Genomic DNA, 16,469 nt, shown 5'->3' on the forward strand with positions numbered 1-16,469 from the left:
GGACCGTTGCGTTCGAGGTGAAGTAGTCACCGGCAAGCAACCGTCTCTGCTCAAGGGGCTCGAAGGCTGCCCGCAAACGTCGTCCCAGTTTCTCGCGTCTGTTGGCCTTGGTCTTGCTTGAACGGTTTCGAGCGATTCCAAACATTACACCAGCTCCCGTAAATTGAGTTTGCCGATCCGCCACAAAGAAAGGTGCTGTAATTCCGGCACATCTTGCTCAAACTGCCCAACGCTTCACAAAAGCTGCCGTATTGTTCGCGATCATATTGGGGGGGCGACCCCCCCGTCAAACAAAATCATTGCTGCACGAAGGAAAAAATTCATCTGAATTTAATGGACTTCGTGGAACAAGCTGCTATGCGGGAGACGCAAGCCGGTTCGACCGGGGAAACTTCGTATTGGCCGTTACGCCGTAGCCAATGCCGACCGAATCAATGGCGGATGGCGGAAGAGCTCCGCATGATCAAGAAACCGCGTTAAAGGCGTTATTGGAAAGCAACCACTCGCGTGAGGGCAGCGAGCGCCACCTGACGTGTCGTACGTCGAACATCGTCGGTGACCGTGTTTGCCACCAAACGAGCGATGTCAATGCTCATTGGGGATTCGCGTAAATCGGAAAGGTTGGCTTAATCCATGTGGCCTTGACGAATCCTTTGATGTCGATGTCGTCCCGACCCGAACTAGATCACGAGTGGCGCAGGAACTGATGCTCAATCTACGTTTTTTCACTGATTGGATTTTCCGACCATGGACGCTCACACAACCAATCCATATTTTTCAGCATCCTACTGGGAAGCGAGAGATCGGTTTAGGAAGTCGGCGGAGTCGTTGGGCGCCACACTTTTGTCTTATCCGATTCATGCTGACGGGACGGATGATCTAACGATCGACGTCGCAACCATCGCCCCCTCCCAAAGCCGCGCGATTTTACTCTCATCCGCCTTGCACGGGGCCGAAGGTTTTTTTGGGTCGGCCGTACAACTCGCGATCCTAGAACGTATCGCCAACAGCCCACACCGGCCGCGCGTCGGATACGTTTTGATTCATGCGGTAAACCCTTACGGCTTCGCCCGAGGTCGTCGATTCGACCAGCAAAACATTGATCTGAATCGCAATTTTCACAATGCTGCTTCCGACTACACGGGCGCCCCAGCGGGATACCGATCCATGAATCATTTTCTCAATCCGCAGTCACCGCCCTCGCGCATGGAACCGTACAAGCTGAAGGTGCTGTGGAACATTCTTCGCAGAGGGGTCCCGTCGTTTAAGGAATCAGTTGCGGGGGGACAATACGATTACCCCGAGGGGATATTCTTTGGCGGACACGGGCCTTCACAATCCTTTGAATGCATTCGCGATCACTGCGAAAGCTGGCTTCGTCCCTTTCGAGAAATCATCCACATCGATTTCCATAGCGGACTTGGCAAATTCGGGCGGTACAAACTACTGCTTGCCGAAGGGCTTCACTCAGACGCCTACCCGTGGTACCGCGACACCTTTGGGTTGGAATCGGTGGAACCGCTCTCCACCGCCAACGGAACTGCATACCGGGTTTCTGGAATGTTTGGAGATTGGATGATGAAACGATTTAGCGACCGCACCTTCCGATTCGTCGCGGCAGAATTTGGGACGTACAGCATCGTTCGCGTGCTCGGTGCGATTCGCGCAGAAAATCGCGCGCACCATTACGCGCACGAGGATTCCGACATCTACCGGATGGCGAAAAAGGAGCTTGCCGAATGCTTCTGCCCGAGTGACCTGCGCTGGCGCGACGGCGTCGTCTCCTCAGGTTTGAAGATCGTCGGTCAAGCGGAACAGGCTTTGGCGAGCGACTCGTTGGGAACTTCTCCGTAGTCCATTGGCCAAGAAAGCGATCCGGGCTGCAGCTCGCCAACAACTTGTGTTCTGAACGGATGTTTGATCGTCGCGTCTTCTTCCCTCCAGCCTGGTCTACGGCCATCCCGCGAAAAAATCTGCAGTGGTGGATGCGGTTTCGAGGCCCGACTTGCCGGCGGTACCTCGTGAATATTTCCCCTAAAAACTCTTGATTTTCGAAAAATCGGGCATTAGACTGCGATTTATGCGTTTACTACTCGCCATTGCCGGTTTGACATTACTCCTGGGCGAAAGCTCGTTCGGGGGACTCGTCTACCTGCCGCTTCAGAGCAGTGAGCCAGACATTGTCGACGCCATTTCTGTTGCAATGGACGCTTCTGAGGAGGGTTCGGAGCACGTCAGAGTTGCTCCGGCGAGCGATGATAGCACGCTAGCTGGGAGCGTCGATGGGCTCGCCGGCTCGGGAAGCTCTGCTTCCGCAGTCATCGAGACGTCCGTCTCAAGATTCGCGCCTCTCCTGACCGGTCGACTTGCCGTTGAAAATGCACTTCTCCCGCCTCCCCCTGATCTTGATGGTTTGATCAAGCCGCCACAGCACCAAGTCGTTTCGGACTTTTGTGTTTTGTGTAGCTAGTTAACATCTTGATTAGGTTTAAAAATGAAAATCTCACGTTTTGTCGCATTTGCGGTATGCGCCGCAATGGCGATGTGCTGTAACAGCCTCCAGGCTGCTTACATCACCAGCAACGGTACGGTCCAAATGGAAGGTCCCTTCGGAGCAGGTGGAAATACCGGCGGAAACCCTCCGCTTGACCACATCACCGAGTTTGGTACAGCTGCTGGTCAGTTGTGGACCAATCAAATCGGGGGTGCTGCGTTCGCTCCGGGCAGCACCGTCCGCACGGTGGGATCGCTTCCGTTGAGCCAGTTGATCAATGGTAGCGTTATTCCGGTTGACTTCCCCGATGGCTTGGTGTTCAGCGACGCTCACTTCATCTTTGCGATCGAGGGAACAATTCTGCCAGGCGGTGCATTTGCGTCGTTCTCGACCGGATCTCTGTTCCTGGTTCCGTCGCGTAACGGGCAACCTGTTGGCGTCACGTTTGACCAAGCAGATCCGCTGACTTACAACTTCGACGATGTCGTTGCGAAGTGGGACCTTGCCCCCACAATGGGAATTATCGACGGAAACACGGTCGGCATCTCGGTTGCCGGCCCGGTTTCAGCGACCGCGGGTGAGGTGAACGTCAGCGGTCTGACAGGCCCCGGTAACTCGGGTGCTGGCGTCTTCGTCTTCCTCGAAGACGAAGCCTTCGTTCCCACCGGTGTCGATCCGGGGATCGCACCGTTCGATGGCCCGGATTTTGTCCGCAATGTCGAGGCAATCGTCGGGCAACCGAATGCAGCCGAAGGTATTGCCGCATTCACTGACCAGACGCAAGACACCACCGTTACCCCGCTCACCCCTGCTCAAATTGCAGTGTTGAACACGATCGGAGCTGCGGCTGGTTTCTCAGGTTTGTGGGACGGCTCCGGTGAAGGGGATACCTACTCGCCGGTCGGATTTGGCCAGCCGGGTCAGACGGGTGACTTCAGCGCCGACTTGAGCAGCGAGAACTACGTGATCGCCGCTCCGGTTCCAGAACCGACCTCCATGGCAATCTTCGCAGTCGGATTCGCTGTCGCTTGCGGTCGCCGCAGAAAGCGAAGTTAGAAGCAGACTGCCGGGCGTTGTAAGATTCAACGCTGAATGAAGTAACCTGAAAGCTGGGTGGCTGCACGAGCCGCCCAGCTTTTTTTGTTTTTGCGGTCGGCTAAAAGCCCACTTTATGAAACACATCTCGTTTCAGCCTGCCGCCGTCACGCTTATTCCGCACGCTGCCCGGACGGAAGTCGCCCAACCCGGGACGTTGGCGGCGAAGCTTTACCGAATCGCATCATCGCAGCCACGGTCTCCTCAGATGCCCCCGATGAAGCGACGACCGCATTAAACTGATTGACCAGTTTTTCGGCGGTCTGGCGATCAGGCTGGGAGAACTCGCCAGGCGCGTTTCGGAGCATGTTCTGCAGAACCAGCAATGACATCATGGGCTGAGCAGCAAGCCCTTCTTCGGTGAAACCAAGCCACATTTTTTGCCAAGCGCGTCCAACGTCTACATCGCTCTGCTCTCCACCGTCGCCGGTGGAGCAGACCAACAAGAATCCCGACGCACTGCCGGCTAAACGCTTGGCGACGCGAGAAAAAGCTCTGCGGCCCCCGAACAGCTTCACCAAACTGTCAGAAGGGGAAAGTGATTTAAGAACTCGCAGGGCAATGCGATCAGCAAGAGCAACTTCCAATGAGCCGAGCGACAGGCCCTCCTCAACCGGCTCGTGAATCGGTCGATCAAACCGCACCTTGGACAGAAAACCATTCCTGACCGATTTGGTACCGAGCATGATGGCGTCAGCACGCGAGATTAAGTCTACAAGCTCGCCCAATAAGCTCGGATCGGTAAGCAAGCAAACCTTCGCGTTTTGAACACTCTGCCCCACCTCGCAAAGACGCTGCAAGCAATCGGGAGGCAACGTCATTTGTTGATAGGCGCGTCGATTGGTCACACGGCGGCGGACAACATCTTCGATCGTTCCTGGCTCTGATGTGGCTCGTTCCACGGTGAAGCGAACCAGCCCTTCGAATTCCAGCGGTTCGACTCGATAATCCCACCGGTTGAATGCGGCTGTGCGACTCATGTTCTCTAACGCCGCCCCCAAGGCCATCCTTGACATCCCTTGCCCGGCATTCATTGGTGAAGGGTCTCGAGCCGGGACGATATCCAACACGATTGACCGCCGCTCCCTATCAACCGAAAACTTCCAAGGCTGTGTATTGTCACCCGATGGGGCGAGACTTGCAGCCTCCAGCAGCACGTCGACCACGTCGCATGAATCCATCACGAGCTCCTCGGAAAGTACAGTTGCAGAACTCATTTTATGTTGGCCATTTGAATTGAAGAATAGCGGTTAAAGCAGCTTGCCGCCGATTCGAGGTAATCCATGGGGCGAACCGCTGGGAACACGGATTTGCACCTCCAACGACAACTTCATGCAGGAGGCAATCCAGAACCTAAGTTTGTGCGGTTCACACCTGTTTCACCGAATCTGCCCCTCGTCTCCAGTCTCGGTCAGCATGGCACTATCCGTCGCTATCGCTGCCCAAAGTGTGGACGATTTCTTCACAGACCGAGGGTCGCTCCGTCGCTAGATCAGTTTCACTGACCTGTAGCAACTCGTTCAGGAGGTCGGGAATGCTTGATCGGCAGATCTCGATCGTTGCGTGCTCGCGTTTCCAGTTGGCTAACCAGCTGGCATCTTCAAGCAGGCCGCGAAATTCCGCGATGCCGGGAAAGGCATCACTGTCATCAGCCAGGATTTCACTCAACTGCTTGCACCAACACACTGCACGCTCCTTTGTCAAGCGAATGGAGCGTGTGGACATCTGACGATCACCGACAAGGTCTTGAAGATGATCACCTCTTTGGATCTGTTTGTTGGATGTCATGACTGTGTTCTCGAGGGGGGGCAAATCGTCCAGGGAATACGGCTAGTTGAACTTGCGAAATGCGAGGCATGCGTTCTGACCACCAAACCCGCACGAGTTGGAGATCGCGATGTTAATCCGTCGTTCACGCGCCACGAGCGGTGTGTAGTCGAGTGGGCATTCTGGATCCGGATTGTTTAGATTCGCTGTGGGCGGAACGACGTTCTCGTGTAAAGCCAGAACGCTATAGACCGCTTCGATTCCGCCCGCGCCTCCAAGACAGTGCCCCGTAACGCCCTTCGTAGAAGAAACAGAGATAGAATCGGCGTGCGTCCCAAACACCGTTTCAATGGCCTCACTTTCCATCGAATCGTTTGTTTTGGTTGATGTGCCGTGCGCATTGACGTAGTCGACTTGATCCGCGTTGATCTGTCCGGACTCAAGTGCCATTCGAATGGAACGCGCCAACCCCTCGGCTTTCGGTCCTGGAGTCGTGATGTGGAAGGCATCGGCGGACGCTCCGTACCCGGCCAATTCCGCGTAGATTTTCGCCCCTCTTGATTTAGCTTGCTCAAGTTCTTCGAGCACAAGCACACCACTTCCCTCTCCCATGACAAACCCGTCACGGTCGGCATCAAAGGGGCGGGACGCTGACTCTGGTGAGTCATTTCGTCGACTCAGTGCGCGCATCCGATCGAAGCACGCGATCGAAAGTGGACAGATCGCCGCTTCGGCACCTCCGGCGACCATCATGTCCGCCTCGCCATCGCGAATCAGGCGTGCCGCTTCACCGAGGGCATGCGCACCACTTGCACACGCAGAAGCGATTGAGAAATTTGGCCCTTTGAGCTGATGCCGAATGGCGACAAATCCTGAAGCCATATTGGGGATCGCATACGGCAACGTGAGCGGCGAAATCTTGCTTACACCGCGGCGATCAAGGGTCAGCGCACTCTCGGCGATATCCCCAAATCCACCGATTCCGACACCGATCAGGCATCCGCATCGAGGTCCATGTGCCGACTCATCTATCTGCGCGTCGGCAATCGCCTCGCTCGAAGCCACGCTGGCCATTTGAACGAATCGAGATGTCTGTCGAGCGGTTTTAGCTCCCAAGAGACCGGATGCATCGAAGTCCGTAATCTCGCCGGCAAACGTGACGGGCAAGCCTGCCGTGTCAAAATGACTAATTGCCTTTACGGCGGACCGCCCGGAGATCGCTGTTTCCCAGGCAGCAGATACGTTAACGCCTGTTGGTGCAACGATCCCTAGTCCTGTGACTACTACCCTACGCATCAATTTTCCCCATGTACGATTAAGACTTAGGGAAAATTAGGACACACACGCGTGCACGACGCACCACGTCGTGCGAATGCTGCGATCCAATACCAGATGGAGGTGTTCGGTGGTAGGACTCGGAGGGTCGTAACGATGATTCGTGATGTGACCTCGCCGCGTTAAGCAGCCATCGGTACGAAACTGTCCACCGATTTCAGCACTCTCTTCTTGAAATACTCCTTTTCAGCCGACGTCATTCGCGGTCCATCAAGCTTCCACGGTTCGTGCTCGGTTCCATAGATTCTGTCGTAGAACAAATAGCGCTCGCGATCCAGTCGGGCGAAGTCGTGCAAACAAAGGACCGCGGGATTGCCTTCGACAGCGTCGTAGCGTTTCACGTCGGTGCACGGGATGCAGCCGAACATCTTTTGGTAGGCTTTGGCGTGGCGAGGGTGCACGGCCAACAACAGTCGATCGACACCACGGCGACGGGCGACCCGGACTGTCAAGCTCATCATCTTGACCAGCATATCCAGACGCTCCCGTTGAGTGAGTCGATCGCATTGACTGGCCATGCATGACACCTCGGCAAGCTTAACTCCGCAAGACCGCATCGAATCAATCTCCGCCGGAAACAGAGATTCAGCCGGAAGTCCGAGTTCACCGTCGCGGACCAATGTGACCGTAAAGTCGACCACCCCATCCCGCCTGGACACCATCACATCGGTCGTATCGAGCAGGTGGTGCGGGATCACTCGCATCCCTTGAACGTTGTCGCCTGTAAGCCCCGTCCGAAGGTACATCCGATGGACCAGCGAGAATGCTTCGCTCCGATCGTCCGTCGACTGACAGACGGTCATCCCATCGCGGTCAAGCCCACCGCCACGTCGGCCGCGGTATTGGAGCGGCTCCGACTCGACGACAAGTGGGTGGTGTCGACGATTAACCCGATCCGAAACCCGAACTTCGTGACTGCTGTACGAAATGCTCACAATTGGATCCCCCCAAAGGTGCAGACAAGAGAACAAAGAAATGAGATTGAAATTCGCCATCGACGATCAGGCGGATTCTTCCATCTGACGAAGCGACTTGGCGAAGCCAAAGAACGTGGCTAACGAATCCAACTGGATCTGCGCGCAGCCGCCCTGTTCGTTCGGGCAAAACCGCACGACACTCAGATTGGGATGACAGCCATAGACGTGGGACAAGACACCTTCCAAGGCAGCACTTTGTTCCCAGGAGTGAATCCACAAATCGGGTTTCTCGCGATTGATTAGCACGAGAATCTCGAGAACACTCTGTGCCTCTCCGACCAATTCAAATTCGGGTTCTGAATTCAAAAATCGCTTTAGCAATTGAGCGTGGAGTTGATGCTCGATCGTGAGCAAGATGCGCGTCGATTTCATAGATGGTTCCGATTCCAGGTTGATCGCCGTATTCCCTACGACGGGCAAAAGTGTGGTTGGAGACGCACGTCTTTGCTATGGATCACCAGAACCAAAAAGGGATCAAAATTGACACGAAATCGGGGCATAAAAGAACTAGCTCTTTGGCACCAACTCCTAGCACCAAGGAACAGCGCCTCCGCCGATCGACCGAGCAAATGATCCGCAAAAACCGGCACGAAACACGGTTCCACCAAGCGTCTGCACAAGCCAATCCGCACGAGCAAGATCGCTCACCGACCAGACCACTGCGACTCACTGCCGCACCGCGTCCACGTCATCGGAATGAACCAACGGGAAGCGGACGTTGAATCACCTCGACTTCACCGTCAGGCTGATTTCCCCCGTCCGGCCTCGCCGCGGAGGCAAGGTAGACGCGGCCCCCCGAGCAGAGTTTATCAGCGGGGTAGATTGCGGGCCGACTTCACTTGGTTTTGCTGCCTTGCCAGATCAACGACTTCGACCCGATTCTCCGCATCGAACTTTTCCAGAATACTCCGCACATGATTCTTCACCGTGAAGAGAGACACCGAGAGCTGGGCAGCAATTTCTTTGTTGCTCTTTCGTTCATTGAGCAATTCAAGCACTTCATGTTCACGCGGGGTCAACCGTTTTTCTTTCGATAGCGGACGCGGTTGCCAATCAGTCCCTTGGTTAAACCGTGCGATTTCAGACAGCATCTTCGAAACGATTTCTTGCGAGCAAAACGCTTCCCCCGCGAGCACTCGGGTGATGGCCGTCGACAAGTCTTGGAGCGACGATTGCTCCAGCACACATCCATGCGCCCCCACACCGATGCATTCGAAAAGCTGATCGTGCTGCTCGGGCACCAACAAGATGATCTTTGTTGAGAGAGAGTTGGCTTTGAGGAATCGCGAAATGGCGATGGACAGTCCGTCGGGCAGGTTCAGATCGAGCAACACGACATCGGCGGCAAGATGCTGCAACTCATCGACAGACGACAATTCACCATGATCCACTGGAACCACGTCAAGTTGATCAGTCCCGACCAAATAGGTCTTCAGACAATCACGTAACAATCGATTGCGGTGAAAGACTGCTAGACGTTTTCGCTTTTCCATTTGCCTCACGATGAATGAGATTGACCAAAGGGCTTCACTCCAGTTCGAGGCCCGTCTCGGAAAGAAACGAGGCCGCCACATGAGTACGCGTACCTTGGCCTTCAGCCCCGTATTGAGATAGAGATGCCGACACAGAGACAGCCACCCGCCCGAATCCAGGGCGTTGAAGTGCGGTCCCATGTGGGGAGAATTACCAGCAAACCAACCATGCTCACCCAAAGGATGTACTTGCAAAAGACTCGGTGAGTATAGCGGTTGCGCCTACTGGGGCAAATTGGGCGCATGCGCAGAATGCGACGAAGAGGAGACCCATCGCGGCCCTGCAGAGGGGTGTCGTCAGCTAAAATGCTGAACTGTTGGCGACTGTACTGGAAGGCTGAACACTGGTCCCACACCCGACCTCTCGAGTTTTTTCTCGCCTCCTTCGTCAAGCTGAGTCAACGCCGCATAGAAGTGTGCTCGCGTTTCCTCGTCCCAAACGTAGGGGGCCAATTCCTCAGGCGAATACGGTTGCTGGAACAGGAAGTCATGGACGGCGCTTCCGCGTCGCTCTTCAAAATCAAAAAGGAGTGGCACGGCCGGACTTCCCTGTACATATGGACATTCACGGATCTCGCCGATTCGCCGGAACCCGAGTTGCCGCATGTAAAATCGGGCGTGACGCGGGTGAGTCGCAACGATCAAACCGTCGTATGCTCGACTTACGGCGGCTTGAGCGATCAGACAAGAAAGGAAGCGGAAGACCTCAATGAACCGCAGTTTCGCATCACGACGATCGGCCAAACAACCGATCTCGGCCAGCCGCAAACCACGGTTACGAACCTCATCGATTTCCTTTCGATACATCGTTTCTGCCGGTAGCCCAAGATCGCTGTCGGCGATCATGCTTGCCGTGGAAACCACCACATCACTCATCGTGGCGACAACGACGTCCGTCTCGCGTAGAAAATGCTGTCGCAGGAGACGCATCCCCAATGGGTTCGGTTTCTGAAGTCCGGCTTGGACATACGAGTGGTGAACCAGCTTGAAGGCCTGTTCCAGATGAGAACGTGATCGCGCGATGGAAAGGTGCAGTTGGCCGTCTTCACTGGTGCTAGTACGTTCGCTGGCAACCGAGATGAACATATTTGAACCGAGATCAATGCGGAAAAGTTGGAGAAGAGCGATCCGTTTGCGAAAATCTGATTGGGCAAGTGGCAGCTCAGTCACTGCCGATCCACAAGAACTCTAGGTCGAGCCTGTCCCCGACTTGCGATCGGCAAATCATCTCGACCCAACAATCGCTAGAACCTGGGGTCCGAGAAGGTGAATCTGCCGATCATGACGATTTCCACCCTTCGCAATGATGCGACGGGAGGCCTAGAATCGCCAGGCTATCCTGGACCTACAGATTCGGGGGGCAAACAAGATTGTGCGGCCATTCGACAGAATCGGTGGCAAAAACGCTCTTCGAGAGGGGCTGCTAAGCAGTCCGTCGATGAATCAAAGTTTTTTCGACAGACGGCAAGAACTCTTGAAAATAGGAGCTATCGGAGTGACTGAGCCGGTGCGGATCCAACTCGGAATCGCTGAAGTTTCCTTCAAAGTAGAAGTTTCTCCACCGGGGATGGAATCGACTTCGTTCGTTGATTCTGCAAAGGATCGGAAGTCCGGGCTGCCCGCATACCTGCTGAATCTCCTCAATGTCACCAATCGGTTCAAACCCCATCGCTCGCCGGTAGAACTTGGCGTGCCGCGGATGGACAATCGCCACCAGCACGTCCAACCCGATACGCCGCGAAAAGAACGTCATCAGACGCGTCAGTTGGCCGAAGATTTCACCGGAGGATCGACTGCGTTCAGGCGTGACCGTCAACGCACAGACCTCGCCAAACGTCTGTTGTTCGGCTCGAAGCCGCGAGGTGATTCCCGCGAAATTGGAGTCCATCGGAATTCCTTTGCGATCGCCATCGCGGGTCAGGCTGACTGTCGCGATCACTTCGCCACGTTGCTCGGCGATAAAGACCTGCGTTTCATGCCACAAGTGATACGGCATCACGCGCAGCGTTGCAGTGACGTCAGTCGCCAATCCTGTCTCAACATAACGGCGCTGTAGTAGGCTGAATGCTCCGGCGTAATCCATTCGACTGCGCGCAATCCGATACGAGATTCGATCAATCGAGATCACGTTTTCCTGATCGGCATCGACTTGGCGGCTGCGGGATCGGGGGGACGCGATTCGATCGGAGAGCGGAATGACGTTTCTATTGTTCATGGGGAATCGATGAGTATTCAGGACCGGCCGGAGTGATCCAGGATTTGTCGTGCTGAATCATCGCACACTTTGGAGTCGACATCGCAATGTATACATTTGTACGGTGCGATCTCGTACTCACTAGCGAATCACCACGTCGTTGCAACCTCTCCTCCGGCTGCGATTGCAAAGGCCGCTTTGGCTTAGCGATCCGCTTTAAGCCGGATATCAAATTCAGCGGCAAGATGTCATCGTCAATTTGTGGCGATGCGAACGGCATTTCGGGGGGGCTTCGCACCGTTGCAGGGCGAGTGGGACCCCGCGAGATTGAGTGCGAAATCAACACGATCCCTCTAGGGGCCGGAACGCGAAATGCGTGCGAATCCGCCCGTCTTCCAGGCTAGTGAGATTCGCCCATTTTCAGCGGGCACCTGTGAAAGTCGTTGCCAGCTTCGTGGTTTTGGAGCAAGATGCTTGGTTGTTTTTTTTAAGTTCACCTGACACGCTCAGATCTCCGCCGGCATGCTCGTCCCCCTTTCCCTCCGCATGTTGCTGATCGGCGTCGTGTGCATGTCTGTTGGCTGTCTGAAGAATGCGTCGAACAGCCACACTGAGCCAGAGCTTGTCACGGTCACGGCCGTGGTTGTGGGGCATCAGCCGTCGTTCACTCGTACCATCAACTACTATGGGCGGATCGAGCCGGCACGGCGTACCGAACTCTCGTTCGAGTTCGCCGGACTGCTGAATGAAGTGTCAGTGGACGAGGGGCATGGGGTTTCCGCCGGAGACGTCGTTGCCAGACTGGACACCAAACTGCTCGAAGCCGAGAAGAGCGAGCTGGTGGCACAGCGTCGATCCGAGGCCGCTGTCCTGGAACGTCTCAAGCGCGGAGAGCGGGATGAAGTGATTGCTGCGGCGCGAGCGGAAGTGAATCGTTTGGAAGTCGAATTGGAGCGATTCGCCTCCGAAAAGGCTCGCGCAGAAAAGGCACATGCGGGGCGTTCGATCTCACAAGCGGAATTCGATGCCGCTTTGTTCTCGTACCAAGCCGCAGCCCACTCACTTGAACAAGCCCGAAAGCAACTCGAAGAACTCTCCGCCGGGACAAGAATCGAAGACATCCAGGCCCAAGAAGGACGTCTTGCGGCCACCGATGCGCGCATTGAACTGATGGAAATCCGGCTTGCAAAGTCGACGCTGACCGCACCCTATGATGGCGTCTGCGTGGGACGTATTGTCGATGAGGGTGCGGCACTCGCTCCCGGCCAGCCGGTCTTACGAATCAACGAATCGCACCGGTTGGAAGCGAGGTTTGCCGTTGCCAGACGGAATATAAAAAGCATCGACGACACCGAATCATTGCAGATCAATGGACAAGAGTATTCGATCTCAGGTGCCCGTCGAGTGATGCAAGTCGATGAAGCAACGCGAACCGTTGACGTCATTTTCCCCATCCAGGTCGGTGCCGAGGACGGCATTTTGCCCGGGCAGGTCTGCACACTGTCGATTCAACGACACGTTGATTCTGAATGTATTGAGCTTCCGTTTTCCGCTTTGATTTCCAGCGCTCGCGGGCTTTGGTCGTGCTACGTACTTCAGCAACATGCAAGCGAACCCGACGTCTATTCGGTCAAGAAATACGACGTTCAAATCATCTACACCGATGGCAGACACGTCATCGTTGCCGCGACGCTCCCAGAGCGCTCGCTCGTCGTCAACGAGGGGGGACACAAAGTGACCCCTTCAATGTTGGTCCGTGTCGTGGGTGTTGATCCATGAATCGTCGGCCGGACGTCGACCGACGACTCGTCGTCTTGGCGATTGCTCTGATCTCGGTTTCGGGCTTCGTCGGGTTCAGCACGCGGAAATCAAGGGAGGACCCGAAATCGCGTGTTCGCTGGGGATACGTCACCACAGAATTCCCAGGTGCTCAACCCCATGAAGTCGAATCGCTGGTGTCCGAACCGATTGAAAAGGCACTCCGCGAAGCAGGAACGGTTCGGTCGATCGAGTCGTCCTCCTTGCGCGGCGTATCGCTGGTATTCATTCGCCTGACCGATGAAGCCACCGACGTTGACCAATCGTGGCTGAAAATCCAGGACAAACTGTCACAAGTTGCCGGCAAGCTTCCCGACCGCGCGAGCGCTCCTATTCTGGTCGATGAACGCCAATGGGGGTCCCATACGCGAGTCGTCGGATTGTACGAGCGCTCGCCGGAGCCGATGCCGATCGGAGTGTTGGCGCGTTGGTCGAAGGAACTCAACAATCGCCTGAGCTTTGTTCCTGGGACCCGATTCACCGAGTTGTTCGGATTGCCGGAAGAAGAAGTCTTGGTCGAAATCGATGAGGCAACCATTGCGTCGACCCGGCTGACGACGCGTGACATCGTCGATCGCCTTCGCGCCCGTGACTCCGGCAGGCTTGATTCGACGTCTCAGTCGGGTCCGAACACCATGCCGGTCGACCTCTCGGGAGACTTGCGGGCTTTGGAGGACATCGGCGACCTCTTGATACTCAACGGAGACGGAAATCGGCACGTTCGGCTCGGCGATCTAGCCACCATCCGTCGGTGCGAGCGTCAGCCGAGACGTGAGTCCGCATTTATCCACGGCCGCCGCGCTGTCGTCGTTGCGACTCGGATGGACGATTCCTACGGAATTGATTCGTGGACGCGTGCGCAAAACGCGGTGCTAGAGGAGTTCGCCGCGTCGCTCCCAGAACAGCTGGGATTGGCGATCGTGTTCAACCAACAGAAATACACCGACGACCGCGCCGCGTCGCTCTATAAGAGTTTGGGGATCGGCATAATTCTGGTTGTCGTCACGATTTGTTGGATGATGGGGTGGCGTGCCGCCATTCCGATTTGCGCGGCGCTGCCGCTCACCTTGGCGATCACGTTCACGCTGATGATCCCCGTTGACGCGGCATTGCATCAGATGTCGATCGCTGGATTGATCCTTGCGTTGGGAATGTTGGTCGACAATCCGATCATCGTGGTTGACGACATGCAACGACGCCTCGATCGAGGACTCGACCATGTCTCCGCCTATCGCGAAAGCGTTCGTCACCTGAAAGGCCCGCTGATAGGATCGAACGTCACAACCGTACTCGGATTCACGCCGATTCTATTGTTGGGCGGTCCCACCGGAGAATTCATGCAACAGCTGGGATGGTCGGTGATCTCGTGTTTATTAGGGTCCCTGGTCCTTTCCCTGACTCTGATACCGATTCTTTCGTCGTATTGCTTGAAACCGAATGCGACACCGGTGTCCATTGCTGAAGCCAAAAGAAGCGACGGTCAATCAGGAGGACTTTGGAGCCGCGTTCTTCGCCGCGTTTTGAGATCAACGCTGCGGACTCCAATGTTGCTGATTGCCCCGACGCTGCTGATCTGCAGCTTCGGATTTGTCATTTCCCCAGCTCTGCAGGAGCAATTCTTTCCGGCGGCGGAACGGAACCACTTCCATTTCTCGGTACGTCTTCCGACACACGCATCGATTTCGAAAACAGAGCAAGTTGCCATGCGTGCCCGCGAGATCACTCTTCGGCACATTGAAGTCGAAGAAGTCGCGATTTTTGTGGGGCGAAGCGCTCCCAAGTTGCACTACAGCATGGTGGGGCTGGAGGACAACCGTCCCAATTTCGCACAAGGTTTGGTCCAACTAAAAACGGATCGCGTCCCCGTGGATTTGATCCACAAACTGCAAGCGGAATTTGACAGACAAATCCCCGAAGCTCAATGTATCGTGCGGCTGATTGAGCAAGGACCGCCAGCCCCTGCTCCGATCGAACTACGGATCTACGGTCGCTCGCTTGACCAGTTGCACGACTTGGGCCGCGAAGCCCAGTCATTGCTGATGCAGGAGTCGGGTATCATCCATACTCGCATGGCCCATGAACCGGGTGGCCCGGTCCTTGGAATCCGGGTCAGTCAAACCGACTCGGAACAAGCCGGCCTGGATAGCGAATCCATCTCGCAGCAGGTTCGCGATTCCTTTGACGGATTGGTCATGGCATCGATGAGCGAAGGGATTGAAGAGATCCCGATTCGCGTCCGACTCACCGATAGCGCCACCAGTCATCCTGCCAGGATCGTGTCGTTGCCTTTGGTGGCCACCCAGAGTTTGCGAAAGCTGGTGCCGATCAACGCGTTGGCTGAGCCGACTGTGGAGCATCAGAAGTTTTGCATCTACCGACGCAACTCCAGTCGCTGCAACATCGTCTACGCGTACACCAGAGCAGGCAGTCTTCCCGTTTCTATCGAAGAGAAGTTCAAGGACAAATGGGAGACGCTTGCCAAAGAACTTCCTCCGGGGTATCGATACGATTTCGGCGGCATCAGCCACGAACGCAATTCCGCGGTAAGCAACCTCATGGCCTATTCTCTGGTCATTGGAATGCTCATGTTTGCAACGCTCGTCGTGACGTTTAGGTCCTTTCGACTGGCGATCATCATCGTCTGCGTTGCCAGCCTGTCGGTCGGTTTGGGACTGACGAGTTTGTGGGTTTTTCAGTATCCGATCGGAATCGTGGCAATCATTGGGATCGCGGGATTAGTCGGCTTGGCCGTGAACGATTCGATCGTCGTTTTAAGTGAATGCCAATCCGATGCGTCGAAACAACTGGATGTGACGCACAGTATCATGGGCGCATCTCGCCATGTTTTCACAACATCTGTGACCACGGTCGCCGGCGTCTTGCCACTGATCCTTGCGGGGGGCGACTTCTGGCCTCCCATGATGATCGTGATTGCCGGGGGAATCGTCGGAGCGACGTTGATCGCCCTCGGTTTCACGCCGGCATGCTACGTCTGGCTGACCCGGAAGAGTCGCGCAACGCAATGATGTCCGTGCCCGGAGTCACACCGTCGTCGTTCCACCTCCGGCCCCCCGGCGGGATTGAGTCGGATGCTTAACGGGGCGAATGACAGCGTTTTGGCAAGGCTGGCCGCTGCTGAAGACCCTGAATCAGCCGACCACCCTGCGGGCCAACCTGCAACCACCCGAAAGAACGCAAGGCGAACAAAGCATTCATCGGTTCGATCGTGGTTGATGGATTGCCCAGGAAATAGGTAT

The 16,469-nt window shown here is 55.7% G+C and carries 12 protein-coding genes; 4 read left to right on the top strand and 8 right to left on the bottom strand.

The genetic code is table 11. From position 1 onward, the window contains the following. Positions 1 to 747: 747 nt before the first annotated feature. The gene (locus Mal15_RS17930; RefSeq protein ID WP_147869026.1) at positions 748 to 1,854 is read left to right on the top strand and encodes a M14 family metallopeptidase; all 1,107 of its coding nucleotides are present in this window, start codon (positions 748 to 750) and stop codon (positions 1,852 to 1,854) included. Between the two features lie 640 nt (positions 1,855 to 2,494). After that, positions 2,495 to 3,550 (top strand): PEP-CTERM sorting domain-containing protein, encoded by a 1,056-nt coding sequence (locus Mal15_RS17935; RefSeq protein ID WP_147869027.1) that lies wholly within the window; start codon positions 2,495 to 2,497, stop codon positions 3,548 to 3,550. 152 nt (positions 3,551 to 3,702) lie between these two features. On the opposite strand, the gene Mal15_RS17940 is transcribed toward Mal15_RS17935, so the two are convergent. From Mal15_RS17940 to Mal15_RS17975, 8 genes are all read right to left on the bottom strand, one after another. Then, complete coding sequence (locus Mal15_RS17940) at positions 3,703 to 4,806, bottom strand: hypothetical protein (protein WP_147869028.1); 1,104 nt, start codon at positions 4,804 to 4,806, stop codon at positions 3,703 to 3,705. A 205-nt stretch (positions 4,807 to 5,011) separates the two neighbouring features. Next, positions 5,012 to 5,377 carry a hypothetical protein gene (locus Mal15_RS17945; protein ID WP_147869029.1) on the bottom strand — a complete coding sequence of 122 codons (366 nt, stop codon included), beginning with the start codon at positions 5,375 to 5,377 and terminating at the stop codon, positions 5,012 to 5,014. A gap of 42 nt (positions 5,378 to 5,419) precedes the next feature. Next, positions 5,420 to 6,652 (bottom strand): beta-ketoacyl-ACP synthase II, encoded by a 1,233-nt coding sequence (fabF, locus tag Mal15_RS17950; protein WP_167546895.1) that lies wholly within the window; start codon positions 6,650 to 6,652, stop codon positions 5,420 to 5,422. A gap of 161 nt (positions 6,653 to 6,813) precedes the next feature. After that, positions 6,814 to 7,494 (bottom strand): N-acyl amino acid synthase FeeM domain-containing protein, encoded by a 681-nt coding sequence (locus Mal15_RS17955; RefSeq protein WP_147869031.1) that lies wholly within the window; start codon positions 7,492 to 7,494, stop codon positions 6,814 to 6,816. 198 nt (positions 7,495 to 7,692) lie between these two features. Then, a complete protein-coding gene (locus Mal15_RS17960) occupies positions 7,693 to 8,040 on the bottom strand; it encodes a helix-turn-helix domain-containing protein (RefSeq protein ID WP_147869032.1) in 348 nt (115 codons plus the stop codon). Positions 8,041 to 8,477: 437 nt separating this feature from the next. Then, positions 8,478 to 9,161 carry a LuxR C-terminal-related transcriptional regulator gene (locus Mal15_RS17965; RefSeq protein WP_167546896.1) on the bottom strand — a complete coding sequence of 228 codons (684 nt, stop codon included), beginning with the start codon at positions 9,159 to 9,161 and terminating at the stop codon, positions 8,478 to 8,480. A 336-nt stretch (positions 9,162 to 9,497) separates the two neighbouring features. Then, positions 9,498 to 10,286, bottom strand: coding sequence for an N-acyl amino acid synthase FeeM domain-containing protein (locus tag Mal15_RS17970; protein ID WP_147869034.1), 789 nt, complete (start codon positions 10,284 to 10,286; stop codon positions 9,498 to 9,500). 337 nt (positions 10,287 to 10,623) lie between these two features. Beyond that, the gene (locus Mal15_RS17975; RefSeq protein ID WP_147869035.1) at positions 10,624 to 11,415 is read right to left on the bottom strand and encodes an N-acyl amino acid synthase FeeM domain-containing protein; all 792 of its coding nucleotides are present in this window, start codon (positions 11,413 to 11,415) and stop codon (positions 10,624 to 10,626) included. A 501-nt stretch (positions 11,416 to 11,916) separates the two neighbouring features. Here Mal15_RS17975 and Mal15_RS17980 point away from each other — a divergent pair. Both Mal15_RS17980 and Mal15_RS17985 read left to right on the top strand, forming a co-directional pair. Beyond that, positions 11,917 to 13,173, top strand: a complete 1,257-nt coding sequence (locus tag Mal15_RS17980; RefSeq protein ID WP_147869036.1) for an efflux RND transporter periplasmic adaptor subunit — start codon at positions 11,917 to 11,919, stop codon at positions 13,171 to 13,173. Next, positions 13,170 to 16,238: an efflux RND transporter permease subunit gene (locus Mal15_RS17985; RefSeq protein WP_147869037.1), complete on the top strand. Its 3,069-nt coding sequence runs from the start codon at positions 13,170 to 13,172 to the stop codon at positions 16,236 to 16,238. The genes Mal15_RS17980 and Mal15_RS17985 overlap by 4 nt, the downstream gene beginning before the upstream one ends. Positions 16,239 to 16,469 lie beyond the last annotated feature (231 nt).

It is taken from the genome of Stieleria maiorica (assembly GCF_008035925.1).
GTDB lineage: Bacteria > Planctomycetota > Planctomycetia > Pirellulales > Pirellulaceae > Stieleria > Stieleria maiorica.